Origin of the sequence: Massilia rhizosphaerae (genome assembly GCF_016093545.1) — a bacterium.
Classification (GTDB): domain Bacteria; phylum Pseudomonadota; class Gammaproteobacteria; order Burkholderiales; family Burkholderiaceae_D; genus Telluria; species Telluria rhizosphaerae.
On the sequence record NZ_JADKYX010000003.1, the window covers coordinates 447,401 to 472,976 of the forward strand.

Sequence of the window (25,576 nt, forward strand, 5' to 3'; positions counted from 1 at the left end):
CAGGTTGACGGGATTTGCAGGCGTGTTTCAAACCGGTTGAGCCATCATGGATAGTATTCGCCGTCAACGACGGCCCCGTTTCTTCTCCCGCGCATTCCGCCGCATCTTCGGCGGGGCCGCGTTGGTCCAACCCGTGCTCGCCGGCGTGCCCGCCATGGCGGCCGAGCAGGATGTTCCCGTTCGCACGTCCCCGCCGCGCCTGGAGCCCAGTTTCGACTCGAGCCTCGCGCCCGCGCTCGAACCGGACACCGGCGACGGCGGCGACGCCGGCGCCGCGCCGGAACCGCAGCCGGCCAAGCCCAAGCGGCGCTGGCGCAAGACCAAGCGCGCCTTGCTCGTCGCGCTGCTGGTCCTCGTGGCCGGCGTGTCCGCCGTGGGCGTGTACGAAAGCCGCACGTCGGCGCTGGAGGCGCGCTTCTTCGCCGGCCTGGCCCAGAAGCTCACCTACCGTGTCGGCAAGGGCGCCAGCGATGCGATCCGCTTCCCGCAGGCGAGCCCGTACGACGAGCGTCTCGGCTACTCGAACCTGCCGAACTACCTGGCCAAGCTCAAGACGCGCGACTACGTCGTCGTCGAACAGGCGCGCATGTCGCCCAAGATGCTGGAACTGGCCGATATGGGCCTGTACCCCACGTATCACGAAAAGACGCGCGCCGGCCTCGACATCCTCGACTACAGCGGCGCGCCGCTGTTCTCGGCCCGCTTCCCCGAGCGCCTGTACGAACAGTTCGACACCGCGCCGCAGTTGCTCGTGAAGAGCCTGCTGTTCATCGAGAACCGGGAACTACTGGACACGACCTATCCCAAGCGTAACCCTGCCGTCGAGTGGGACCGCTTCTCGAAGGCCGTGTTCGACAAGACCGTGCACGCCGTCGGCCTGGGCGGCGCCGGCCGCGTCGCCGGCGGCAGCACGCTCGCCACGCAGATCGAGAAGTACCGCCACTCGCCGGAAGGCCGCACGGCCTCGCCGGGCGACAAGCTGCGCCAGATGGCCTCGGCCACCCTGCGTTCCTACCAGGACGGCGAGGACACGAGCAAGACCCGCCGCCACATCGTGCTCGAATACCTGAACACGGTGCCGCTGTCGGCCAAGCTGGGCTACGGCGAGGTGAACGGCATCGGCGACGGCATGTGGGTCTGGTACGGCCGCGATTTCGCCGACGTCAACCGTATCCTGAAAAGCAACCGGGTGACGCCCGACTTCGCCCTCGTCTACAAGGAGGCTTTGTCGCTGATGATCGCGCAGCGCCGTCCCGCCTACTACCTGGGCGCCGGCGAGAAGGACCTGGAAAACCTGACGAACGCGCACCTGCGCGTGCTGGCGCAGGCCGGCGTGATCTCGCAACAGCTGCGCGACGCGGCCCTCGCCACCGTGCTGCACCCGGCACTCGGTTCCGGCGTGGCGCCGCCGCCGGCGAACACGTTCGTCACGCGCAAGGCCGCCAACGCCGTGCGCAACCACCTGGCCACGCTGCTGGGCGACTCGCGCCTGTACAACCTCGACCGCCTCGACCTGTCGGTGCGCACGACCTTGAACGCCGACGCGCAGAAGGCCGTCACGGCCACGCTGCGCAAGCTGACCAACAATGAGGCGGCCGCCGAGGCCGGCCTCACGGGCAAGGGCATGCTGGGCAACGGCGACCCGTCCAAGGTCGTGTACAGCTTCACCCTGATGGAGCGGGGCGACAAGGTCAACTACCTGCGCGTCCAGACCGACAACTACGACCAGCCGCTCGACATCAACGAGGGCGCCAAGCTCGACCTCGGTTCGACGGCGAAGCTGCGCACGTTGTCGACCTACCTCGACATCATCGACCAGCTGCACCAGCGCTACGAGCCGATGAGCAAGGCGGAACTCGCCAAGGTCAAGGTCGATCCGAAGGACCGCCTGACCCAGTGGGCCATCGACTACTTCATGGCCCTGCCGGACGGCGCCGACCGCGGCCTCGTGCCGATGCTGGGCGCCGCGATGGAGCGCAAGTACTCGGGCAACCCGGGCGAAGCGTTCTTCACGGGCGGCGGCGTGCACATCTTCGGCAACTTCAGCAAGCTGGACGACAGCCGCATCCTCACCGTGCAGGAGGCGCTGCAGCACTCGACGAACCTCGTGTTCGTGCGCCTGATGCGCGACATCGTGCGCTACTACATGTTCCAGCTGCCCGGCTCGTCCGCGCAACTGCTGGCCGACGCCGATGATCCGCGCCGCGCCGACTACCTGTCGCGCTTTGCCGACCGCGAAGGCAAGGACTTCCTCGCCCGCTTCTGGAACAAATACCGCGGCAAGGACTGGAACGAGATCGAGACGGCGCTGATGCAGGGCGTGCGCGCGAAGGCCTCGAAGATCGCGGCCGTGCACCGCACGATCTATCCGGACGCGTCGCCGGCCGAATTCGCCAAATTCCTCCACACCTACCTGCCGGCCGAGGCCGAGGTCGACGACGAGCGCATCGCCAAGATGTACGACCAGTACTCGGTCGCCAACATGTCGCTGGCCGACCGCGGCTACGTCGCCTCCGTGCACCCGCTCGAGCTGTGGCTCGTCGGCTACCTGCGCACGCACCCGAAGGCCGGCTGGGACGAGGTGGTGGGCGCATCGACCAAGCAGCGCCAGGAAGTGTATGCGTGGCTGTTCAAGACGCACCGCAAGCATGCGCAGGACAAGCGCATCGCGAGCCTGCTCGAGGTCGAGGCGTTCCTCAAGATCCACGCGCAGTGGAAGAAGTTGGGCTATCCGTTCGACTCGCTCGTGCCGTCGTACGCGACGACGCTGGGCGCGTCGGCCGACCGTCCGATCGCGCTGGCCGAGCTGATGGGCATCCTCGTCAACGGCGGCGTGCGCAAGCCCACGCAGCGCGTCGATTCGCTGCACTTCGCCAAGGGCACGCCGTACGAGACCGTCGTCAAGCGCGGCGACGCCGTGAAGAACGAGCGGGTGTTGAACCCGGACGTGGCCCGCGCCGTCGTCAACGCCATCCGCGGCGTCGTGCAGGACGGCACGGCCAAGCGCGCCAAGACGGGCTTCGTCAAGGACGACGGCAGCGTGATCGCGCTGGGCGGCAAGACCGGCACCGGCGACCAGCGCTTCGACGTCTACGGCCCCGGCCACCGCCTGATCGAGTCGCGCTACGTGAACCGCTCCGCCACGTTCGTCTTCAACATCGGCGAGCGCTTCTTCGGCACCATGACGGCGTATGTGCACGGCCCGGATTCCGCCCACTACGACTTCACGAGCGCGCTGCCCGTACAACTGCTGGTGAAGCTGGCGCCGAGCCTGATGCCGATGATCCAGCACACGGATACGGTCACGATCCCGGGCCTGCACGTCGAGCGCGCCGAACCGGCGCAGGCGGGACCGGCGGACGCCGTCGCGCGCGACACCGAGGAGGCCGCGCCGGCCGATGCCGCCACCGCGGAGGCCGCGGCCGAGCCGGCGGCGCCTGCCGCCAAGGCGGCCACGAAGCCGGAAGCCAAGCCCGCCGCCAAGCCGGCCGAAAAGCCCGCCGCCAAGCCGACCGCCAAGCCGGCCGCCGCGGCGCATCCCAAGCCGGCGGGCGAGGGCGCGCACCCGGCGCCGCACAAGCCCGCGGCCGGCGACCATCCCGCCGCCAAGGCGGCCGTCCACAAGGCCGAGCGCACCCCGCATTCCAAGCCGCCCGCCGTGGAAGAAGTGCTCCAGTGAGGGCGCGGGACGCCGACCCGGCGCACGGGAGCCGGGCCGCATGAAGCGGCTCCCGCTGCGTAAATTCAGCCTCGTGTCGTTGCGCGACCTCCTCGTGGCGGTGGCGCCGACCGCCGTGCTCGTGCTGGCCGCCTGCATCGTCGCCTACGTCGTCGTCGACCCGGCGCCGCCGCGCCGCGTCGTCCTCGCGACGGGCCAGGACAACAGCGCGTACGAGGAATTCGGCCACAAGTACGCGGCCCTGCTGGCCCGCGACGGCATCCGGGTCGAGCTGCAACCCTCGCTCGGTTCGGAAGACAATCTGCAGCGCCTCATCGAGGGCAAGGCCGACATCGCGTTCGTGCAGAGCGGGTCCACGAGCGAGGCGCAGGTCGAACGCGGCGGCCTCGTCTCGCTCGGCAGCCTGTTCACGGAGCCGGTGTGGCTATTCCTGCGCGAGCGCGACGCCCACGGCCGCAAGCTCGACGTGCGCAGCATCCCGCAACTGAAAGGCCTGCGCATCAACCTCGGGCCGGAAGGGACGGGCGTGCCCAGGCTGTTCCGCCAGGTGCTGGACGTGAACGGCCTGGAGCCCGGCCAGCTCAAGATCTCCGCGCTCGAGAACACGCCCGCCACCGTGGAATTGCTGGCGGGGCGCATCGACGGTCTCGTGTTCAGCTCCGCGCCGGAAGCGCCGCTGATCCAGATGCTGCTGCAGACGCCGGGCATCCGCCTGTTCAACTTCGACCAGGCCGACGCGTACACGCGCCGGCTGCCGTTCCTGACGCACGTCGTGCTGCCGCGCGGGATCGTCGACCTCGGACGCGACATCCCCGCGCACGACTTCCACCTGATCGCGCCGACGGCTACGCTGGTGGCGCGCGCGGACCTGCATCCGGCGCTGGTCGACCTGTTCGTCAACGCGGCCACGACGATCCACGGCGGCACGGGCTGGTTCCAGCAGCAAGGGCAATTCCCGTCGCCGCGCTACACGGAGATCCCGGTGGCGCCGGAAGCCGCCAAGTATTACCGCGACGGCCCGCCGTTCCTGCAGCGCTACCTGTCGTTCTGGCTGGCGAATCTGTTCGACCGGCTGTGGGTCGTCGTCGTGGCACTGGCCGCGTTGATCATCCCGCTGTCGAAGATCGTGCCGCCGCTGTACGTGTGGCGCATCCGCTCGCGCGTGTACCGCTGGTACGGCCAGCTGCGCGCCGTCGAACAGGCGCTGGAGAATGCGGGCGGCGAACACCGCGAGGAGGCGCGGGAGGAGCTGCTGCGCCGCCTCGACGACATCGAGCAGCGCGTCAACCACATCTCGATCCCGCTGGCGTACGCGGACGCCCTGTACGGCCTGCGCAGCCACATCAACTTCGTGCGCCAGCGCGTGCGCGTCGCGCTGGCGCCCGCGCAGGACGCGCCGTAACGTTACTGCGGCACGATCTTCACGACCGCATTGCCCGTCGTCGCGTACAGCGTGCCGCTGCCGTCGACGGCGATGCCGCGCAGCTGGGCGAAGCTGCCGGGCAGCTTGCCCGTCCTGAGCGTCGTCGACTTCGCCGTGCCGGCGACCGTCGTCACGATGCCGGCCGGCGTCGTGATCTTGCGGATGGTGTTGTTGATGGCGTCGGCGCCGTACAGATTGCCGTTCTTGTCGATGGCGAGGGCGACCAACTGCTGGAAGCGGGCCGTCGACGCGTTGCCGTCGGCATTGCCGATCTGGCTGCGCGCGCCGACGAAGGTCGTCAGGGCCGTGGCGCCGGGCGCCGCGCGGCTGAGCGTATGGGTCAGGTCCGCCACGTACGCGGTGCCGTCGGGATCCACGGCGACGCCGCGCGGCACCAGCTGGCCGGTGCCGTAGATGGCGTCCACGACGCCGTTCTCCAGTGTCGTGTAGCGGCCCGGGTTCGAGAGCGGGATGCGCCGCGTGTCGATGCCCGACGTGACGTACAGATTGTCGTTGCCGTCGGCCGCGATCCCGGCCGGGGTGTTCTGGACGTCCACGCCGAAGTTGCCGAACGCGAGCCGGGTGACGGTGGTGACGGTGCCGTCCGCCGTGATCTTGCGGATCGCCGTCCCGTCCAGGACGTACAGGTCGCCGTTGCCGTCGATCGTGACGGCCGTGGGTTGCGAGAAGCGGGCGCGGTCGCCCTTGGCGTCCGTCGTGCCGCTGGCGCCGGCCAGGCCGGCGAACGTGGTGACCGTGCCGTCCGGCGCGATCTTGCGGATCGTGAAGTTGCCCTCGTCCGCCACGTACACGTTGCCGTTCGTGTCCAGGGCCAGCCCGCGCGGCGTGTTGAAGCGCGCGGCCGTGCCCTTCTTGTTCACGTTGCCGCCGGTGACGGCGTCGCCGGCCAGCACGGAAATGTCCGTGCTGGATGAGCCGCCCGTGTCGCCGCCGCTGCCGTCGTTGGTCTCGCGCTTGGGGCCGCCGGGGCCGCATGCGCACAACAGCGCCGCGACGCCCGCGCACAGGAGGCGCACGCGCAGGCGGGCGGGAACGGCGGATTCGAAGGTCATGGTCTCATCTCCAGGTCAGCGGTGAGCCGGCATGCTAGCACGGACACAGGGCGTGGAATCTCTGCGATTCTCACGCTACGACCGGGATTCGAGATGAACGTTCAGGCGCCGATCCAGGGCAGGCCGGCCTTGCACCAGCCGCCGACGGTCTTGCGGTGACCCTCCGGGTCGCGGTCGCCTTCGAAGCCTTGCAGGATGTCGAAGGCGTTCCCGTAACCCAGTTCCGTGGCGGTGCGCGCCGCGTGGCGCGAGCGCACGCCGGAGCGGCACAGGAACAGCACGACGTCGCCAGGTGCCGCGACGTTCTGCAACTGCGTGGCGAAATCCGGATTCGGCGCACCGCCGGGGTACAGGGACCATTGCACGGCGCCGTGCTGGGCGTCGGGAATGGCGGGGCGGCCGACCCAGTCGCGCTCCGCATTCGTGCGCACGTCGACCAGCTTGACCCTGGGGTCCGATTGCAGCAGCGTGTACGCTTCCTGGGGCGTGACGGCGCCCGCGTACGGCTGGCCGGGCGTCCTGGCCCGGGCGTTGGCGAGAATCTCGTCGGTCGTGCTCATGTCATGTTCTCCATCTATCCTTGGTGGCGGACGCGGGGCGCCGCACCGTTGCGGTTCGTTGCGGCGCACAATTCACGATTTTGGTGCGTCATGCATTAAGTTGGTGCATACTCAACTGATTGCACTTGTTTGGTGCGTATGCTTGTGTTTGCATCAAATTCGTGCGCCCACACAGTGTCATTGATTTTAAGGGGCAAATTGAGTGGTCTCAAATTATTCATTATTTGTTTGCTCATGGCCAAATGCTGGCATAATTTCTGCTTAGAAGGAAACGCGCCTGTCGCACGCCCTGTCGGCGTCGACACCCCTTTTTGACTTAGGAGATACGAATGGCAAGGACCGCCGCAGATGTAATGCAGATGCTGAAGGACAACGAAGTCAAGTTCGTTGATTTGCGTTTCGCCGATACCCGCGGCAAGGAACAGCACGTGACCGTTCCCATCTCGCACTTTGACGAAGACAAGTTCGAATCCGGCCACGCATTCGACGGCTCGTCGATCGCCGGCTGGAAAGGCATCGAAGCATCGGACATGCTGCTGATCCCTGACCCGAACACCGCGAACATCGACCCGTTCATGGAAGAGACGACCGTGTTCATGCAGTGCGACGTGATCGAACCGTCGGACGGCAAGGGCTACGACCGCGACCCGCGTTCCATCGCCAAGCGCGCCGAAGCGTACCTGAAATCGTCGGGCATCGGCGACACCGCCTACTTCGGTCCGGAACCGGAATTCTTCATTTTCGACTCGGTCCGCTGGAAGCTGGACATGTCGGGCTGCTTCGTCAAGATCGATTCGGAAGAAGCCTCCTGGTCGACCGAAAAAGAATTTGAAGGCGGCAACAGCGGCCACCGTCCGACCGTCAAGGGCGGCTACTTCCCGGTCCCGCCGGTCGACAGCTTCCAGGACATGCGTTCGGAAATGTCGCTGATTCTCGAATCGATGGGCATCCCGGTCGAAGTGCACCACCACGAAGTGGCCGGCGCCGGCCAGAACGAACTGGGCACCAAGTTCTCGACGCTGGTCGAGCGCGCCGACTGGACCCAGAACCTGAAGTACGTGATCTGGAACGTCGCCCACAGCTACGGCAAGACCGCGACCTTCATGCCGAAGCCGATGAACGGCGACAACGGCTCGGGCATGCACGTGCACCAGTCGATCTGGAAGGACGGCAAGAACCTGTTCGCAGGCGACGGCTATGCCGGCCTGTCGGAAACCGCGCTGTTCTACATCGGCGGCATCATCAAGCACGCCCGCGCCCTGAACGCCATCACCAACCCGGGCACGAACTCGTACAAGCGCCTGGTGCCGGGCTACGAAGCCCCGGTCAAGCTGGCCTACTCGGCACGTAACCGTTCGGCATCGATCCGTATCCCGCACGTGGCGAACCCGAAAGGCCGCCGCATCGAGACCCGCTTCCCGGACCCGCTGGCCAACGTCTACCTGTGCTTCGCCGCCCTGCTGATGGCCGGCCTGGACGGCATCCAGAACAAGATCCACCCGGGCGAAGCCGCGACGAAGGACCTGTACCACCTGCCGCCGGAAGAAGACAAGCTGATCCCGACCGTCTGCGCCTCGCTGGAAGAAGCGCTGGAAGCCCTGGACAAGGACCGCGAGTTCCTGACCCGCGGCGGCGTGTTCAGCGACAGCATGATCGACGCGTACATCGAACTGAAGATGAACGAAGTCCAGCGTCTGCGCATGACCCCGCACCCGGCCGAATTCGACATGTACTATTCGTCGTAATTCGTTGTCATCACCTGGTGCCGGATTGGAAACGACCGGCACCGGGATGACGGCCATGTGTATCCACACGGTAACGAAAACGCGGGGAAAGCCAGCCGGCTGCCTCGCGTTTTTTGTTGAATGGGGTATAGTCGGAAGCTTCCCAACCATGCATCCAGACTGATCGATGCGAATGACAAGCAGCTTCTTCCTGCGCCTGGCGCTGGTCGCGGGACTCGCCGCGCACGCGGGCGCGCGGGCCGATTCCGTCGTCTATAAATGCCTCGACAAGAATGGCCGAGTGGAATTTACTGACATCAATAAGCCCGGCTGCAAAGTGCTCGACCTGCCCGGCTATATCGCGGCACCGGCGCCGGCCCCGCGTGCCGCGCCGCCGGTGACGATGCGGCAGGGAACGGGGCGCCCGCCGACGGCGAGCCCGGTCAATTTTCCGCGCGTGGACACCGCCACCCAGCGCGCGCGCGACGACGACCGGCGCGCGATCCTCGAAGACGAACTGCGGTCCGAGGAAAAGAAGCTGGCGGACCTGAAGCGCGACTTCAACAACGGCGAACCGGAACGCCAGGGCAACGAAAAGAATTACGCGAAGTACCAGGAACGGGTGGCCCAGATGCGCGACGACATCGGCCGCAGCGAAAAGAACGTCGAAGCGCTCAAGCGCGAGATCTCCAACATACGATAAGGAGCACGCCCCTGCGATGAACGGAACCCCGGCCCATCCTGCCCAGCACGACCGTTTCGCAGGCCTCGACATGCTCGCTTCCGCCGTCCTGGTGGCGGATGCGGACGGGTTCGTGCGCTATGCCAACCCGGCCGCCGAGCACCTGCTCGACATCTCCGCCAAGGCGCTGACGCGCCAGAAGCTCGTCGGCCTGTTCACCAACGGCGACGAACTGGGCGCCCTGTGCGAACAGGCGATCGCCCACAAATATGCCGACCTGCGCCAGGACCTCACCCTGTTCCGTCAGGCGCGCGAGCCGCTGCACGTGCACAGCATCGTCAGCGCGGCCGGCGAGGCCGAGATCGTCGTCGAGCTGCGCGAGAACGTCCAGCAACTGAAGCTCGACCGCGAGGAACGCCTGCTCGACCAGAGTCTGGCCAACAAGGAACTCATCCGCAATCTCGCCCACGAGATCAAGAACCCGCTGGGCGGCATCCGCGGCGCGGCCCAGTTGCTGGAACTGGAATTGCCGGACGTGCACCTGAGTTCGCTGCGCGAATACACGCAGGTGATCATCAAGGAGGCGGACCGCCTGCAGACCCTCGTCGACCGCCTGCTGGCGCCGCACCGCCGGCCGCACATCGTGGGCGACGTCAACATCCACGAAGTGTGCGAGCGCGTGCGCAGCCTCGTGCTGGCCGAGTTCCCGTCGGGGCTGTCCATCCGGCGCGACTACGACGCGTCGATCCCCGAATTCCGCGGCGACAAGGAGCAATTGATCCAGACGGTGCTGAACATCGTCCACAACGCCGCCCAGGCCCTGCGCGCGCGCATCGCGGCGGGCGACGCCGAGATCGTCCTGCGCACCCGCGTGGCCCGCCAGATGACGCTCGCGAAGGTGCGTTACGGCCTGGCATTAGACTTGCATATCATCGACAACGGACCGGGTATCGCCCCCGACATCCGCGACCGCATCTTCTACCCGCTCGTCTCCGGGCGCGAAGGCGGCAGCGGTCTCGGGCTGACCTTGGCGCAGACCTTCGTGCAGCAGCACCTGGGCATGATCGAGTGCGAAAGCCGGCCTGGATTGACGGATTTCCGCATCCTGATTCCCCTGCCATAAGCCGGGGCGGAGAGGGCGGCTGCGTCGGTCCCCCTTGAACCTTCGCGGGAAAAACGAAATACATGAAACCAATCTGGATTGTCGACGACGATGCATCGATCCGCTGGGTGCTGGAAAAGGCCCTGGCGCGCGAGAACCTCGCCACCCGGAGTTTTGCCAGCGGACGCGAAGCGCTGGCGGCGTTCGAGACGGACACGCCGCAGGTGCTCGTGTCGGACATCCGCATGCCGGGCGAATCGGGCCTGGACCTGCTGGCGCTCGTCAAGGACCGCCATCCCGGCCTGCCGGTCATCGTCATCACCGCCTTCTCCGACCTCGACTCCGCCGTCGCCTCGTTCCAGGGCGGCGCGTTCGAATACCTGGCCAAGCCGTTCGACATCGACAAGGCCGTCGCCCTGATCCGCCGCGCCCTCGAGGAAAGCCTGCGCGAAGCGAGCGTCGACATCGCCCCCAGCGAGACCCCGGAGATCCTGGGGCAGGCGAGCGCGATGCAGGAAGTGTTCCGCGCCATCGGCCGCCTGTCGCAGTCGAACGTCACGGTCCTCATCACCGGCGAATCGGGCACCGGCAAGGAACTCGTCGCGCGCGCCCTGCACAAGCACAGCCCGCGCGCGCAACAGCCGTTCATCGCCCTCAACACGGCGGCGATCCCGAAAGACCTGCTGGAATCCGAACTGTTCGGCCACGAGCGCGGCGCGTTCACGGGCGCGCAGGCGATGCGGCGTGGCCGCTTCGAGCAGGCCGAGAACGGCACGCTGTTCCTGGACGAGATCGGCGACATGCCGTTCGACCTGCAGACGCGCTTGCTGCGCGTGCTGTCCGACGGCCATTTTTATCGCGTGGGCGGGCACCAGCCCGTGAAGGCCAATGTGCGCGTGATCGCGGCCACCCACCAGAACCTGGAACAGCGCGTGCGCGACGGCCTGTTCCGTGAAGACTTGTACCACCGCCTGAACGTGATCCGCCTGCGCCTGCCGTCCCTGCGCGAGCGGCGGGAGGATATCCCCATTCTGGTGCGCCACTTTCTGGTGCAGAGTGCACGCCAATTGGGCGTGGAGACCAAGCGCATGAGCGACGACGCGCTGCGCTTCCTCACCGGCCTCGAGCTCCCCGGCAACGTGCGCCAGCTGGAAAACCTGTGCAACTGGATCACGGTGATGGCGCCGGGCCAGACGGTCGAAGTGAAGGACCTGCCGCGCGACCTGACCCAGGCCCAGCCCATCCCGGCCGGCGGCAACGGGTTTGCCGTCGGACTCGGCACGGGTGTCGGCGGATCGGGCACGGTGTCCCTGGCGCCGGTCGCCGCGGCGCCGTCGCATGGCTTCGACGGCGCCGGCCAGGGCGCGCCGGCGAACGGTGCCGACGGCTGGATCGGCCTCCTGGAACTGCAGGCCGCGCGCATGCTGGCGGACGGGCAGGTCGAGGTGATGGATGTGCTGGGCCGCCAGTTCGAATCGGCGCTGATCCGCACGGCGCTCAAGCACACGCACGGGCGCAAGAACGACGCGGCGATCCGGCTCGGGATCGGGCGCAACACCATCACGCGCAAGATCGCTGAACTCGGCATCGACGGGGCCAAAGACGAGTAGGGTGGGGCATTTCATGCCGGGGGCATGAAATGCGTGCCCACCATGGCGTCGCCGCAATGCATGCTTTTGGTGGGCACCCTGTGCCCACGCGAACGTTTGCGTAATGCCGACGGATGGGGCGATGGTGTAAGCTCCGTCATCCCTGCAACAACCCCCCGATGACATGCTGATCAACTGCGTCGCCTACCAGGAAGGCAAGAAACTGTCCGACATTTCCGTCGAGGACATCAGCGACTACCTGGACAAACCCGGCTGCTTCGTCTGGGTTGCACTGCGCGATGCCACCGACGCCGAAATGGCGCAGATGAAGGAAGAGTTCGACCTGCACGAACTCGCCGTCGAAGACGCCGCGCGCGGCCACCAGCGCCCCAAGATCGAGGAATACGGCGATTGCCTGTTCACCGTCGTGCACACCGTCGACCTGGTCGAAGGCGACCGCCTCGCCAACGGCGAACTGGCGATCTTCGCCGGCAAGAATTATGTGCTGTCCGTGCGGCGCGATTCCGCCCAGGGCTTCCTGGGCGTACGCGCGCGCGCGGAACGCGAACCGCACCTGCTCAGGATGGGATCGGCGTTCGTCATGTACGCGTTGATGGACGCCGTCGTCGACCGCTACTTCCCCATCGTCGACATGCTCGAGTCGGAACTCGAGACCGTCGAGGACCGCATCTTCACGCACGGCGCCCAGCGCGAGAACGTCGAGCGCCTGTACCAGTTGAAGAGGAAGGGCCTGGTGCTGCGCCACGCCGTGATGCCGCTGCTGGAAGCGATCGGCCGGCTGCACGGCGGCCGCGTGCCGGCGCTCGTCACCGGGACGCAGGATTATTTCCGCGACGTGCACGACCACTTGATCCGCATCGCCGGCCGCCTGGACGCGATCCGCGACACGATCAGCACGGCGATCCAGGTGAACCTGTCGATGGTCTCGATCGACGAGAGCGAGGTGAACAAGCGCCTGGCCGCGTGGGCCGCGATCTTCGCCGTGTTCACCGCGTTCGCGGGCGTGTGGGGCATGAATTTCAAGTACATGCCCGAGCTGGAATGGAAGTGGAGCTATCCGGCGGCGCTCGCCGTCATGATCGGCGTGGGCCTCTACCTGTACCGCAAGTTCAAGAAGGCCGGCTGGTTGTGAATGGTGGGCACCCTGTGCCCACCATCGTGCCGAAGCCACATGCAAAATGAAAAACGCCCGGTGCGCGAGCACCGGGCGTTTGCTTGACGACGCGGCTACCGTATTAGAACGAGTAGCTTGCGCGTGCGTAGAAGGTGCGGCCCAGCGGATCCGTGTAACGCGGATCGTAGCCGGCCTGGAACGTGTTGTCCTGGTACGACAGCGGCGGCGCCTTGTCGAACAGGTTACGCACGCCGACCGTCAGGCCCAGGCCCTTCGGCTGCGTCCAGCCGACATAGGTGTCGAACGTGGTGTAGGAAGCGACGTGGTTGGTCGGATCCTGGTCGACGTAGCCGCTCTTGTAGCGGGCGGTCAGGCCGGCCGAGTACGCGTTCTTGTTCCACACCAGGTTGTTGGTCGACTGCCAGCGGAACACCGGGTTGTTGCCCGAGTACACGCCCACGTTCTTGTGCCACACGTCGTCTTCCGCGTTCTGGTACTCGTACTTGTGGACGTAGGTGGAGTTCGACGCGAACGTGAAGTTGCCGTAGCCGGCGGTATGCAGGCGGTAGTTGGCCGACAGGTCGATACCGTTGGTGATGATGCCGCCCAGGTTCTGGTTACGCAGGTCGACGTAGCCGCAGGTCGCCGGGTTCGGGCACTGCGAGCCGTCCACCGACAGTTCCCCGTTCGGGTTGCGGTGGAACACGGAAGCGTACTTGACCGAATCCGCGAACACGTCGTCCTGGCTCAGGGTGCTGATCTGGTGGTCCAGCTTGATGGCCCACACGTCGACGCCGACGCTCAGGCCCTTCAGCGGCTCGATCATGACACCGAACGTGGCGTTCTTCGACTTCTCAGGCTGCAGCGCGGTGTTGCCGCCACCCAGTACCTGGAACTGCTGGCTGCAGTTCGCGGCGCGCGAGTGACCCGGCAGCGGGGTGCCGCCCGGGCAGTTGACCGGGTCGTCGTAGGTGCCGGCGGTGTTGGTGTAGGTCTGTGCCGAGTGGATTTCGTACAGCGACGGGGCGCGGAAGCCGGTCGAGTACGAACCGCGCACCAGCACCGACTGCACCGGCTGCCAGCGGAACGCGACTTTCGGGTTCGTGCTGTTGCCGAAGTCGCTGTACTTGTCGTAGCGGACCGAGCCCGTCACGTCCAGGTTCTTGATGATCGGGACGTTCAGTTCGGCGTAGCCGGCGTACACGTTGCGCGAGCCCGAGTTGAATGTGTTCGGGTCGATACCGGTCGATGCGATGACCTTCTCGGCGAACTCGGTGTTGGCGGCGCTCGTGAACTTGTCGTGCGACGCCTGGGCACCCAGTGCCAGGGCGGCGGCGCGGCCGGCGTTCAGCCAGTCGCCCAGTTCGCGGCTGGCGTGGAAGTCGGCGGCGGTGGTCTGGCCGCGGGCGGTCTGGATGGTGCCCGACAGCGACGCCGAGTTCAGCAGGTCGGTGCCGGCGGCGGACTGGTCGCCGAACGGGTTGATCACGCCGTCCCGGACGCCTTGCGAAATGAGGTTGCCGTTGCTGTAGCCGAACAGTTGTTCCTGCACGCGGTTTTCGTTCCAGCTGACGGCGCCGTCGTAGTCCCAACCGGCGATGTTACCCTGCAGCGACACGACCAGGCGTTGCTGGCGGTTCGTGTTCTTGTCCTGGCGCACGCCGTTCGGCATGTCGCGCCACTTCACGTGCACGAAGCCCGGCTGCACGCCGGCCGGCATGTAGGAGGCCGTATAGTTCGGATCCAGGCTCGGATCGGCCGGGTAGTACGGGTTGGCCGTACCGTCCGGACGCAGGCGGTTCATGTACAGGCCGCCGTACGGGACCGGGGCGATGGTGGTGCCGACGACGCTCTGGCTCGTCAGGTATTCGACGCCCAGCTCGTGCTCGCCCAGCTTCATGGTGCCGCGGATCAGGCCGGAGTCGCGGATGTTGCGCGGGATGTAGTCGACGAACGACGAGGTCGTCATCAGGCAGCCCGAGCCGCCGTCCGGGATCAGGTGCACGCCGGTGGTGCAGCCCGGGCCGGCCGGGTTGACGCTGTCGCCGCCCTGGTAGTAGTTGGCCGGGAAGGTCGAGGACGACAGGCCGCCGGCGTAGCGCGTGTTGTACGAGCGGTCCGTACCGGTCAGCGGATACTGTTCCTGGTGGTCGATCACGGCCGAGATGTTCCAGCCGTTCGTGTCCAGGTCGCCGAAGCCGAACGCCACGTTGGCGTTGATCGAACGGCCGCCGCCGTGCGACGGGACGTCTTCGCCGAAGGTGGCGACGCCGCCCTGGTAGTTTTTCTTGGTGATGAAGTTGATCACACCGCCGACGGCGTCGGAGCCGTACAGCGACGATGCGCCGTCGCGCAGCACTTCGACGCGCTCGAGCGCGGCGAACGGGATCATGTTCAGGTCGGGTGCCGAGCTGTCGTAGGCATTGTTCGCCAGGCGACGGCCGTTCAGCAGCACCAGGGTCTTGTTGGCGCCGATGCCGCGCAGGTCGGCGAACGAGGCGCCGCCCGTGCTGGAACCGACCGACTGGCTGGTGCCTTGCTGGGCTTGCGACACGCTCAGGTTCGACATCACCTGTTCGATGGTCGTGATGCCTTCCTTCTTGAGGTCGTCGGCGCGGATCACGGTGACGGGCACGGAGGTCTCGGCGTCGATGCGCTTGATCGCCGAACCGGTGATTTCGACGCGGGCGATCGGGGCCTGCTGGACGTCCTGGGTTTGTGCCAGGGCGTTGCCTGCCAATCCAAAGCCGGCCGCGAGGGTGGTGCCGGAGAATACGAGACGCAGGGTACGCGCCATGGTTTTTTCTGTGAGCATCTTGGTCCTGTTTTTTTAGGTTACAGTTCTGAAATAGCGGGTCACCAATATTTCAAGAACGGTAAACATACACCACAGAAACTGAAACTCCGACAAGTTTGTTGTGTAATTACGTCGAAAACAGACAGATTTTGCGTTGCGGCGTGTAATAATTTGAAACAATGTTTCTTTGTGAAATATAACAGTGCTTCGCATACATATTTGCAAGCGCGGTCCGGACACCCCCGAAAACCGGTCCGCGCCGGCCCCGGGGATGCCGGAAATCAGTCCACCATCGCCAGCGCGACGGCTTCCGCGACCCGGATACCGTCGATCGCGGCCGACATGATGCCGCCCGCGTAGCCGGCCCCTTCGCCGGCCGGGTACAGGCCGCGCGTGTTCAAGCTTTGCAGGCTGTCGTCGTGGCGCTTGATGCGGATCGGCGACGACGTGCGCGTCTCGACGCCCGTCAGCACGGCATCTTCCTTGTAATACCCCTTGATCTGCTTGTCGAAGGCGACGAAGGCTTCGCGCAGCGCGACGATGGCATAGTCGGGGAGCGACGGGCCGAGGTCGGTCAGGTGCACGGCCGGCTTGAACGACGGGATGACCGAGCCGAACTCCCTGGACGGCCTGCCTTTCACGAAGTCGCCCATCAGCTGGCCCGGCGCATCGTAGTTGCCGCCGCCCAGCACGAAGGCGCGCGATTCCAGTTCGCGCTGGAACGCGATGCCCGCCAGCGGGTGGCCCGGATAGTCGGCCGGCGTGATGCCGACGACGATGGCGCTGTTGGCATTGCGTTCCGCGCGCGAATACTGGCTCATGCCGTTGGTGACGACGCGGCCTTCCTCGGACGAGGCGGCCACGACGGTGCCGCCCGGGCACATGCAGAAGCTGTACACGCTGCGGCCGTTGGACGCGTGGTGCACGATCTTGTAGTCGGCCGCGCCGAGGATCTCGTTGCCGGCGTTCGGACCGAAGCGGCAGACGTCGATCAGCGACTGCGGGTGCTCCACGCGAAAGCCGATCGAGAACGGTTTCGCCTCGACGTAGACGCCGCGGTCGTACAGCATCTGGAACGTGTCGCGCGCGCTGTGGCCGACGGCCATCACGAGGTGGCGGGTCGGGATCGTTTCGCCCGTGTGCAGCTTGACGCCCACCACCTGGCGGGCATTGCCGTCGCCTTCGATCAGCACGTCTTCCACGCGGGTCTGGAAGCGGATCTCGCCGCCCAGCGCCAGGATCTCGGCGCGCATCTGCTCGACCATCTTGACGAGGCGGAAGGTGCCGATGTGCGGCTTGCTGACGTACAGGATTTCTTCCGGCGCGCCCGACTTGACGAATTCGTTCAGCACCTTGCGGCCGTAGTGTTTGGGATCCTTGACTTGGCTGTACAGCTTGCCGTCCGAGAACGTGCCGGCGCCGCCTTCGCCGAACTGCACGTTCGATTCCGTGTTCAGCTTGCGCTTGCGCCAGAAGCCGAAGGTGTCGACGGTGCGCTCGCGCACGATCTTGCCGCGTTCCAGGACGAGCGGCTTGAAGCCCATCTGGGCCAGGATCAGTGCCACGAACAGCCCGCACGGCCCCATGCCCACGACGACCGGGCGCGGCGTGCCCGGCGCCGGCTGCGCCGTCGTCACGAACTTGTAGCCGGTATCGGGCGCCGGGCCCACGTGCGGATCGTGCCCAAGGCGGGCCAGCACGGCCGCTTCGTCGCGGACCATGACGTCGAGCGCATAGATCAGGACGATGGCGCTCTTCTTGCGCGCGTCGTAGCTGCGCTTGTAGACCGTGAAATCGATCAGGTCGCTGCCTTCGATGCCAAGCCGGCCGACGATGGCGTCGCGCAGGGCGTGGTCGGGGTGGTTCAGGGGGAGTTTGAGTTCGTTAATTCGCAGCATGATGAGTGGTAGGCCGGCGCGCGCTGGCGCCGGACGGGCGCCGAGCCGGCGGCGGCAGATCGGTACAGGCGCCAGTATAAGGCATCGGCCGCGCGGGCCGGCGGGAAAGGGCAGGCACGCACTTGGACGCGGACCTGCCGTTTACGTCAATTGTGTTGTAGGCAAGCAACCGCCGTTGGTTTCCCCCACGCATGGTGGAAACCCGGATATCAGCGATGCAACAGGGTGCTTTGATCCTGTATGCATAACGTGAGGAAAATTCCTGCTGCAGTGCGTCGAGCGGCATTTGAAACGAATTCGCCGAATATTTACATCAAATCGCCGGCACTCACTTTGATAGTGCAAAATTTGTTTAAAGAAAAACCCTTTTCGGTGCTGCATTGCACCAGTAAAAACCATTATTTCTTCCCTCACGAAAATGTGTTGTTTCTACACATTTTGGCAATTGTGTTTCATTGACACTTTCCCTTTTGATATGGTTTTATCGTCTGGTCAATAACGTTTGATATCGACGCAAACGTTAATTGAGAGGGTCCGTCCTACAGGACGAAAGGTTGAAAAAACACAGCTATTCCGTGTGGTAGTCAGCAGTAGTTTAAACGCACCAGGCCACAAGCCTTTGCGGGCAACGGCAGCGTAAGCGCCGTGTCCGCAATTGGTGAACGTAAGAAACCACTTTAAGAGACTCGAGAAGGAGAAGTATTCATGACGTTTACATTGAAGTCGATGCCATTTGCGATTTCGTGTGCCCTTGCCGGCGGCGCTTTATGGGCCGTGCCGGCAATGGCGCAAACGCAAGACGGCGCCGCGCCCCAGCAAGTGCAGCGCGTCGTCGTGACCGGTTCGCTGATCAGCCGGACCGACACCGAAACCCCGGCCCCCGTGCAGGTGCTCACCTCGCAAGATATCCAGCGTAGCGGCAAGACGTCGATCGGCGAACTGCTGAACGACCTCGCCGCCAACGGCCAGGGTACGCTGGGCTCCGGCTTCTCGGGCGCGTTCGCCAACGGCGCGCAAGGCGTTTCGCTGCGCGGCCTGACCGTCGGCGCGACCCTGGTGCTGGTCGACGGCCACCGCATCGCACCCTATCCGCTGTCGGACGACTCGCAGCGCTCCTTCGTCGACGTTTCCAATATCCCGTTCGACGCCATCGAAAGCATCGAGGTGCTGAAGGCCGGCGCGTCGTCGACCTATGGTTCCGACGCGATCGCCGGCGTCGTCAACATCAAGCTGAAGAAAAACCTGACCGGCACCCGCTTCAGCGCCGAGACCGGCACCACCCAGCACGGCGGCGGCGACACGCACAAGGCGTCGTTCAGCACCGGCATCGGCGACCTGGACAACGATGGCTACAACGCCTTCATCACGGCCGAATGGCGCCGCCAGGGCGACATCAAGACCTCCGACCGCGACCAGTTCATGTGGGACAACGCCGACTGGCGTTCGCGCGGCGGCAACGACCTGCGCCTCGGCGTGCCCTCGAAGATCAACAGCTTCCTGACCGCGACCTCGAGCCCGTTCCTGTACAACCCGGCCGGCACGGGCGGCGTCAACAACGCGGCGAACTTCCAGTTCCTGGACCCGTCGGCGTGTAACTACACGAAATACATGGCGGGCGGCTGCGCGGTCCGCGACACCACCACCAACATCCAGCCGGCCACCGAGAACATCAACGTGATGGTCGGCCTGACCAAGAAGCTGAACAACGACTGGGAACTGGCCTTCAAGGGCTCGATGTTCCAGCGTAACAGCATCAACAACCGCGGTAGTTCGTACCCGACGACGGGCACGTTCGGCGCGTTCATGCCGAGCTACTCGCCGACGACCGTCCCCGGCAACACGTCGCTGAACAACGGCGTGCTGGTCACGCAGATCGGCCGCGTGCCGAGCACCCTGATCCCGGCCACCGCGTCGTACAACCAGCTGGGTGCCCCCGCCCGCCTGTACGGCTTCATCCCGGGCATGGATCCGGTGTCGACCATCGACAACACGGCCAAGACGACCCGCTTCGCGCTGGACCTGCACGGCAATGCCTACGGCTGGGACGTGAGCGCGGCCGCCGGCGTCACCGAGACCAAGCTCGACCTCAAATACAGCGGCTACATCGACCGTTCGGCGCTGTACAACGCGATCTTCAACGGTTCCTGGAACCCGGTGGGCGGCAACGCGCCGGCGCTGGTCGAACAGGTTTCGCCGCACTTCTCCAACTCGCTCGATTCGAAGCTGAACTATATCGACCTGATCGGTTCGCGTGATTTGATGCAATGGGGCGCGGGCCCCGTCGCCCTGGGTGCCGGCGTGCACTGGCACAAGCGCCAGCAGAACGCCCCGGCTTCCCCGCTGACGGCCAACGGCCAGGTCGCGAGCACGAGCGCCTTCGTGATCGGCGACGAGACCAACTCCGCGATCTTCGCCGAATTGCAGGCGACGCCGATCAAGAACCTCGAAGTCGGCATCTCCAGCCGCTACGACCACTTCGACACCTACGGCAACTCGTTCACGCCGGCCGCCAAGTTCAAGTGGTCGCCGTCGAAGATGTTCGGTGTGCGCGGCACGTTCGCCCGCGGCTTCCGCGCGCCGAACCCGGCCGAGGTGGGCAATGCCGGTTCGTTCTTCACGTTCAACGCGATCAACGACCCGGTCCTGTGCAAGGACGGCAACCAGTACACCGCCGGCAACGTGCCTTCCGCTTGCGGCATCAATCCGCCATACGTCCAGGTCACGAGCAAGGACCTGTCGCCGGAGAAGTCGAAGTCCTACACCCTCGGCATCATCGTCGAGCCGGTCAAGGGCCTGAACGCGACGCTGGACTACTACAAGATCGAAGTACGTAACCAGATCGTGACGGCGGCCGGCAACGACCCGAACTTCTTCCCGGACTTCGTGCGCGGCCCGGCCACCCCGGTCGACATCGCGACCGGCAACGGCACCGATACCGTCGTCGGCACCCCGTCCGTCGGCCCGGTCATCTACGCCAAGTCGCCTTACATCAACCTGGGCGGCACCAAGACCTCGGGTATCGAAGCCGACGTCGCCTACCGCTGGCGCTTGCCGAGCGACATGGGTCTCGTGCATGCGAACCTGAGCGCGTCGCACACCTTCAGCTACATCACCGAAGCCGCGGGCGGCGTGACGTACGAACTGGCCGGCACCCAGGGCCCGTCCGTGGTGTCGGGCGCAACCGGTTCGCCGAAGGACCGCGCCCAGTTCACCCTGGGCTGGAACCGCGGCCCGCTGGACGTGACCGCGACGATGAACTACACGAGCTCGTTCTCGACGATGGACCCGTCGCTGGGTGCGACTGACTGCGCATCGACCGGCCTGGACGTCGGCGGCCGCCGCTACTTCCAGGGCAAGGACCAGCCGGGCGTCTACTGCGACGTGCGTTCGTTCACCACGACCAACCTGAACGTCGTGTACAAGGTCTCGCCCAACCTGAGCCTGAAGGGCGCGATCCTGAACCTGTTCGACCGCCAGCCGCCGATCGACGTCGCCACCTACGGCAACGCCGGCAACCAGACGGCTTACAATGCCTCGCTGCACCAGGCAGGCGCCGTGGGCCGCTTCTATAGCCTCGGCCTGAACTACACGTTCTGATCGGCGTGAACGGCGGCAGCGATGCCGCTGTGCCGCAAAACCCGCCTGCAGCGCGCTGCCGGCGGTTTTTTTTGTCTACACCATGCCGGCGTTTGGTGGGCACGGGGTGCCCACCCTACGAATACGTGCCCGTAGGGTGGGCGCCCCGCGCCCACCGCATGTGTCGGTTCAGATACCACCCCAACCGGCCGCCAGGATCGCCAGCGCGGCGAGACCCGCCGTCTCCGTGCGCAGCACGCGCGGTCCCATCGACAGGGCCAGAGCGCCGGCCGCCCGCGCCGCGTCTTCTTCCTGGTCCGTGAATCCGCCTTCCGGACCGATGAGCAGGGTGACGTCCCGTGCCGGCGTCTGCCGCGCCCATGCCGCGAGCGATGCGTCGGCGCGCGGCGACAGCAGGATGCGCACGCCGTCCGCGCCCTGGCCGAGCCAGCGGTTGAAGTCCTGCACGGGCGCCACGTCGGCCAGCCGGTTGCGTCCGCATTGCTCGGACGCGCTGACGACGACGGCTTGCCAGTGCGCGAGGCGCTTGTCCGCACGCTCGCCGGACAGCCGCACGACGGAACGCTGCGCGGCCAGCGGGACGATCCCGGCCGCGCCCAGCTCGACGGCCTTCTCGACGATCCAGTCCATCTTGCTGCCCTCGGGCAGGCCCTGGGCGAGGGTCACGCGGAACGGCAGTTCTACGTCGACGGCTTCGAGCGCCAGGATCTCGGCGCTGGCGCGGCGCTTGCCGATGTCGGCGATCCGGGCGCGCGCCTGGCCGCCCTCGCCATTGAACAGCACCAGCTCGTCGCCGCTCTGGTGGCGCACGACGTGCAGGTGGTGGGCGACGGCTTCCGGCAGGTCAACGAGGCTGCCGGGCACGAGAGGCTGGGGGCAATGAAAGCGTGGCATGAATGGCAATCGGAACCGTGAAGAAGCCGGCATTTTAAATCCCGCTGACCGTGCTCTGGTAAAATAACGGGTTAAGGCGAGCCGTACCGCCACCGCTTTCCAATCCTCAGACCTTCACATCCATGAAATCTCTGCAAACCACCACCTTGATGGCCAACGCAATCCGCGCGCTGGCGATGGACGCCGTCCAGAAGGCGAATTCCGGTCACCCCGGCATGCCGATGGGCATGGCCGAGATCGCCGTTGCGCTGTGGGACGGGCATTATCGCCACAACCCGGCCAATCCGGGCTGGATGAACCGCGACCGTTTCCTGCTGTCGAACGGCCACGGTTCGATGCTGCACTACGCGCTGCTGCACCTGTCGGGCTACGACCTGTCGATGGACGACATCCGCAACTTCCGTCAGATGCATTCGAAGACGCCGGGCCACCCGGAAGTCGGCATCACCCCGGGCGTGGAGACGACCACCGGCCCGCTGGGCCAGGGCATCGCCAACGCCGTCGGCATGGCGCTGGCCGAGTGGCTGCTGGCCAAGGAATTCAACCGTCCGGGCTTCGACATCGTCGACCACTACACGTACGCGTTCGTGGGTGACGGCTGCCTGATGGAAGGCATCTCGCACGAAGTGGCGTCGCTCGCGGGCACGCTGCGCCTCAACAAGATGATCTGGCTGTACGACGACAACGGCATCTCGATCGACGGCAAGGTGGAAGGCTGGTTCACGGACGACACGCCGAAGCGCTTCGAAGCCTACGGCTGGAACGTGATCCCGGGCGTGGACGGCCACGACGTCGCCGCGGTGGATGCCGCGATCGCCCAGGCCAAGCAGTCGGACCGTCCGACCCTCATCTGCTGCAAGACGATCATCGGCAAGGGTTCGCCGAACCTGCAGGGCGGCGACAAGGTGCACGGCGCCGCGCTGGGCGAGAAGGAAGTCGCCGCCGTGCGCGAGCACCTGATCTGGGACGCGGTCCCGTTCGACATCCCGGCCCCGATCTATGAAGCGTGGGACCAGAAGCAGAAGGGCGCCGCCGTGGAAGGCGCATGGAACGAGCTGTTCGCCGGCTACCGCGCGCAATACCCGGATCTGGCGGCCGAATTCGAGCGCCGCATGAAGGGCGAGCTGCCGGGCAAATTCGAGGAGACGCTGGCCGCCGCCATCGCGTCGACCATCGACAAGAAGGAAACCATCGCCACCCGCAAGGCGAGCCAGAACGCGATCCAGGCGCTGGCGCCCGTGCTGCCGGAATTCCTGGGCGGCTCGGCCGACCTGACCGGCTCGAACCTGACGAACTGGAAGGAATCGATCCCCGTCCGTTCGGGCAAGCCGGGCAACCACATCAACTACGGCGTGCGCGAATTCGGCATGTCGGCCATGATGAACGGCATCGCCCTGCACGGCGGTTACATCCCGTTCGGCGCCACGTTCCTGACGTTCTCGGACTACAGCCGCAACGCCCTGCGCATGGCCGCGCTGATGAAGATCCGTTCGCTGTTCGTGTTCACGCACGATTCGATCGGCCTGGGCGAAGACGGCCCGACGCACCAGTCGGTGGAGCACGTCTCGTCGCTGCGCCTGATCCCGAACCTGGACAACTGGCGTCCGTGCGATACGACGGAATCGACCGTCGCCTGGGGCGAGGCCGTCAAGCGCAAGGACGGTCCGTCGACCCTGATCTTCTCGCGCCAGAACCTGCCGTTCATGGAGCGCGACGCGGCGACGGTCGCGAATATCGCGAAGGGCGGCTACGTGCTGCGTGACGCGCAGAACCCGGCCGCCGTGCTGATCGCGACGGGTTCGGAAGTGGAACTGGCGGTCAAAGCCGCCGAAACCCTGGCTGGCCAGGGACTCCAGGTGCGGGTGGTGTCGATGCCGTCGACCGACGTGTTCGAGCGCCAGGACGCGGCCTACAAGGCTGCCGTGCTGGGCCGCGGCATCCCGCGCGTGGCCGTCGAGGCCGGTGTGACGGACTTCTGGTACAAGTACGTCGGCCTCGAGGGTGCCGTGGTGGGCATCGATACCTTCGGCGAATCGGCTCCGGCCCCGGTGCTGTTCAAGCACTTCGGCTTCACGGTCGAGAATGTCGTGGCCAAGGTCAAATCGGTCCTCGCGGCTTGATGGATTGCGCCCTCCGGACGGCATCCAGGCTGTCCGTCCGGCGGGTTTCACGCTATGCTTCGGTGTTAGGATTTTTTTAATCAGGAGTGAATAAATGACGATCAAAGTAGCAATCAACGGTTATGGCCGTATCGGCCGCAACGTGCTGCGCGCTTTCTACGAAGGCGGCAAGAAGCAGGACATCCAGATCGTGGCGATCAACGACCTCGGCAATGTCGAGCACAACGCCCACCTGACCCGCTACGACACCACGCACGGCAAGTTCCCGGGCACCGTCGAAGTCGATGGCGACTACATGATCGTCAATGGCGACCGCATGCGCGTGTTCGCGCAGCGTAACCCGGCCGAGATTCCGTGGGGCGAACTGGGCGTGGACGTCGTGCTGGAGTGCACCGGCTTCTTCACCACCAAGGAAAAGGCTTCGGCCCACCTGAAGGGCGGCGCCAAGAAGGTCATCATCTCGGCACCGGGCGGCAAGGACGTCGACGCCACCATCGTGTTCGGCGTCAACCAGAACGTGCTGAAAGCCACGGACACCGTGATCTCGAACGCATCGTGCACCACCAACTGCCTGGCCCCGCTGGTCAAGCCGCTGAACGACGCGATCGGCCTGGAAAACGGCCTGATGACCACCGTGCACGCCTACACCAACGACCAGGTGCTGACCGACGTGATGCACGAAGACCTGCGCCGCGCCCGTTCGGCCACGCAGTCGATGATCCCGACCAAGACCGGCGCCGCCGCCGCCGTCGGCCTCGTGCTGCCGGAACTGAACGGCAAGCTGGACGGCTACGCGATCCGCGTGCCGACCATCAACGTGTCGATCGTCGACCTGTCGTTCATCGCCAAGCGCGACACGACGGTCGAAGAGATCAACAAGCTGATGAAGGACGCATCGGAAGGCGCGCTGAAAGGCATCCTGACGTACAACACCGAGCCGCTGGTGTCGGTCGACTTCAACCACAACCCGGCCTCGTCGAACTTCGACGCGACGCTGACCAAGGTGTCGGGCCGCCTGGTGAAAGTGTCGTCCTGGTACGACAACGAGTGGGGCTTCAGCAACCGCATGCTGGACACCACCGTGGCGCTGATGAACGCCAAGTAATCCGCACCACCCAACGAAAAACGCTCCCTCGTGAACTGACCCCGTAAAGTTGGACGGTTAGTTTGCTAGGCAGCCAAGGGCTGGGTCCTGTATTGCACAGGGCTCAGCCCTTTTAGTTTGAGCTTGATGCGGTCGTGATTGTAATAGTGAATGTAATCGGCCAAACCATCCCGTAACGCATCGATGCTGTCGAATTTG

The 25,576-nt window shown here is 65.7% G+C and carries 15 protein-coding genes and 1 pseudogene; 10 read left to right on the forward strand and 6 right to left on the reverse strand.

All coding sequences use genetic code 11. The features are described from left to right. Positions 1 to 46: 46 nt before the first annotated feature. The gene (locus ISF28_RS07690; protein ID WP_229518925.1) at positions 47 to 3,679 is read left to right on the forward strand and encodes a transglycosylase domain-containing protein; all 3,633 of its coding nucleotides are present in this window, start codon (positions 47 to 49) and stop codon (positions 3,677 to 3,679) included. A gap of 40 nt (positions 3,680 to 3,719) precedes the next feature. After that, complete coding sequence (locus ISF28_RS07695) at positions 3,720 to 5,081, forward strand: TAXI family TRAP transporter solute-binding subunit (protein WP_198116560.1); 1,362 nt, start codon at positions 3,720 to 3,722, stop codon at positions 5,079 to 5,081. A 2-nt stretch (positions 5,082 to 5,083) separates the two neighbouring features. Here ISF28_RS07695 and ISF28_RS07700 read toward each other — a convergent pair whose 3' ends face one another. After that, positions 5,084 to 6,175, reverse strand: a complete 1,092-nt coding sequence (locus ISF28_RS07700) for an NHL repeat-containing protein (protein ID WP_198116561.1) — start codon at positions 6,173 to 6,175, stop codon at positions 5,084 to 5,086. Between the two features lie 101 nt (positions 6,176 to 6,276). Continuing rightward, on the reverse strand, positions 6,277 to 6,735 hold the full coding sequence (locus ISF28_RS07705; RefSeq protein WP_198116562.1) for a rhodanese-like domain-containing protein: 459 nt from the start codon (positions 6,733 to 6,735) through the stop codon (positions 6,277 to 6,279). Between the two features lie 329 nt (positions 6,736 to 7,064). Here ISF28_RS07705 and glnA point away from each other — a divergent pair, with 329 nt between their 5' ends. From glnA to corA, 5 genes are all read left to right on the forward strand, one after another. Beyond that, positions 7,065 to 8,480: a type I glutamate--ammonia ligase gene (gene glnA / locus ISF28_RS07710; protein ID WP_198116563.1), complete on the forward strand. Its 1,416-nt coding sequence runs from the start codon at positions 7,065 to 7,067 to the stop codon at positions 8,478 to 8,480. 172 nt (positions 8,481 to 8,652) lie between these two features. Continuing rightward, positions 8,653 to 9,162, forward strand: coding sequence for a DUF4124 domain-containing protein (locus ISF28_RS07715; protein ID WP_198116564.1), 510 nt, complete (start codon positions 8,653 to 8,655; stop codon positions 9,160 to 9,162). A 16-nt stretch (positions 9,163 to 9,178) separates the two neighbouring features. Further along, on the forward strand, positions 9,179 to 10,264 hold the full coding sequence (glnL, locus tag ISF28_RS07720) for a nitrogen regulation protein NR(II) (RefSeq protein WP_198116565.1): 1,086 nt from the start codon (positions 9,179 to 9,181) through the stop codon (positions 10,262 to 10,264). Positions 10,265 to 10,326: 62 nt separating this feature from the next. After that, positions 10,327 to 11,853: a nitrogen regulation protein NR(I) gene (gene ntrC, locus ISF28_RS07725; RefSeq protein WP_198116566.1), complete on the forward strand. Its 1,527-nt coding sequence runs from the start codon at positions 10,327 to 10,329 to the stop codon at positions 11,851 to 11,853. 163 nt (positions 11,854 to 12,016) lie between these two features. Then, on the forward strand, positions 12,017 to 12,985 hold the full coding sequence (gene corA, locus ISF28_RS07730) for a magnesium/cobalt transporter CorA (RefSeq protein ID WP_198116567.1): 969 nt from the start codon (positions 12,017 to 12,019) through the stop codon (positions 12,983 to 12,985). A 103-nt stretch (positions 12,986 to 13,088) separates the two neighbouring features. Here the strand turns inward: corA and ISF28_RS07735 are convergent, their stop codons facing one another. Further along, a complete protein-coding gene (locus ISF28_RS07735; RefSeq protein ID WP_198116568.1) occupies positions 13,089 to 15,764 on the reverse strand; it encodes a TonB-dependent receptor in 2,676 nt (891 codons plus the stop codon). Between the two features lie 281 nt (positions 15,765 to 16,045). Further along, positions 16,046 to 17,662, reverse strand: coding sequence for an NAD(P)/FAD-dependent oxidoreductase (locus tag ISF28_RS07740; protein ID WP_198116569.1), 1,617 nt, complete (start codon positions 17,660 to 17,662; stop codon positions 16,046 to 16,048). Between the two features lie 783 nt (positions 17,663 to 18,445). Between ISF28_RS07740 and ISF28_RS07745 the strand changes: the two genes are divergently transcribed. Further along, positions 18,446 to 21,259, forward strand: a complete 2,814-nt coding sequence (locus ISF28_RS07745) for a TonB-dependent receptor domain-containing protein (protein WP_229518926.1) — start codon at positions 18,446 to 18,448, stop codon at positions 21,257 to 21,259. A gap of 168 nt (positions 21,260 to 21,427) precedes the next feature. On the opposite strand, the gene ISF28_RS07750 is transcribed toward ISF28_RS07745, so the two are convergent. Next, positions 21,428 to 22,153 carry a 16S rRNA (uracil(1498)-N(3))-methyltransferase gene (locus ISF28_RS07750; RefSeq protein WP_198116571.1) on the reverse strand — a complete coding sequence of 242 codons (726 nt, stop codon included), beginning with the start codon at positions 22,151 to 22,153 and terminating at the stop codon, positions 21,428 to 21,430. A gap of 83 nt (positions 22,154 to 22,236) precedes the next feature. Here ISF28_RS07750 and tkt point away from each other — a divergent pair. Next, positions 22,237 to 24,273: pseudogene (tkt, locus tag ISF28_RS07755) on the forward strand (transketolase); the annotation flags it as partial. A gap of 94 nt (positions 24,274 to 24,367) precedes the next feature. Next, a complete protein-coding gene (gene gap, locus ISF28_RS07760; RefSeq protein ID WP_198116573.1) occupies positions 24,368 to 25,378 on the forward strand; it encodes a type I glyceraldehyde-3-phosphate dehydrogenase in 1,011 nt (336 codons plus the stop codon). 65 nt (positions 25,379 to 25,443) lie between these two features. On the opposite strand, the gene ISF28_RS07765 is transcribed toward gap, so the two are convergent. Next, a partial coding sequence (locus tag ISF28_RS07765; RefSeq protein WP_198116574.1) for an IS3 family transposase occupies positions 25,444 to 25,576 on the reverse strand: 133 nt, incomplete at its 5' end.

Excerpts from the sequence above, each read along its gene's own strand:
- gap (WP_198116573.1), top strand. The coding sequence starts at position 24,368 with ATGACGATCAAAGTAGCAATCAACGGTTATGGCCGTATCGGCCGCAAC.
- ISF28_RS07695 (WP_198116560.1), top strand. The coding sequence starts at position 3,720 with ATGAAGCGGCTCCCGCTGCGTAAATTCAGCCTCGTGTCGTTGCGCGAC.
- ntrC (WP_198116566.1), top strand. The coding sequence starts at position 10,327 with ATGAAACCAATCTGGATTGTCGACGACGATGCATCGATCCGCTGGGTG.
- ISF28_RS07745 (WP_229518926.1), top strand. The coding sequence starts at position 18,446 with ATGGCGCAAACGCAAGACGGCGCCGCGCCCCAGCAAGTGCAGCGCGTC.
- ISF28_RS07700 (WP_198116561.1), bottom strand. The coding sequence starts at position 6,175 with ATGACCTTCGAATCCGCCGTTCCCGCCCGCCTGCGCGTGCGCCTCCTG.
- glnL (WP_198116565.1), top strand. The coding sequence starts at position 9,179 with ATGAACGGAACCCCGGCCCATCCTGCCCAGCACGACCGTTTCGCAGGC.
- ISF28_RS07735 (WP_198116568.1), bottom strand. The coding sequence starts at position 15,764 with ATGGCGCGTACCCTGCGTCTCGTATTCTCCGGCACCACCCTCGCGGCC.
- ISF28_RS07740 (WP_198116569.1), bottom strand. The coding sequence starts at position 17,662 with ATGCTGCGAATTAACGAACTCAAACTCCCCCTGAACCACCCCGACCAC.
- corA (WP_198116567.1), top strand. The coding sequence starts at position 12,017 with ATGCTGATCAACTGCGTCGCCTACCAGGAAGGCAAGAAACTGTCCGAC.
- ISF28_RS07715 (WP_198116564.1), top strand. The coding sequence starts at position 8,653 with ATGACAAGCAGCTTCTTCCTGCGCCTGGCGCTGGTCGCGGGACTCGCC.
- glnA (WP_198116563.1), top strand. The coding sequence starts at position 7,065 with ATGGCAAGGACCGCCGCAGATGTAATGCAGATGCTGAAGGACAACGAA.
- ISF28_RS07750 (WP_198116571.1), bottom strand. The coding sequence starts at position 22,153 with ATGCCACGCTTTCATTGCCCCCAGCCTCTCGTGCCCGGCAGCCTCGTT.
- ISF28_RS07690 (WP_229518925.1), top strand. The coding sequence starts at position 47 with ATGGATAGTATTCGCCGTCAACGACGGCCCCGTTTCTTCTCCCGCGCA.
- ISF28_RS07705 (WP_198116562.1), bottom strand. The coding sequence starts at position 6,735 with ATGAGCACGACCGACGAGATTCTCGCCAACGCCCGGGCCAGGACGCCC.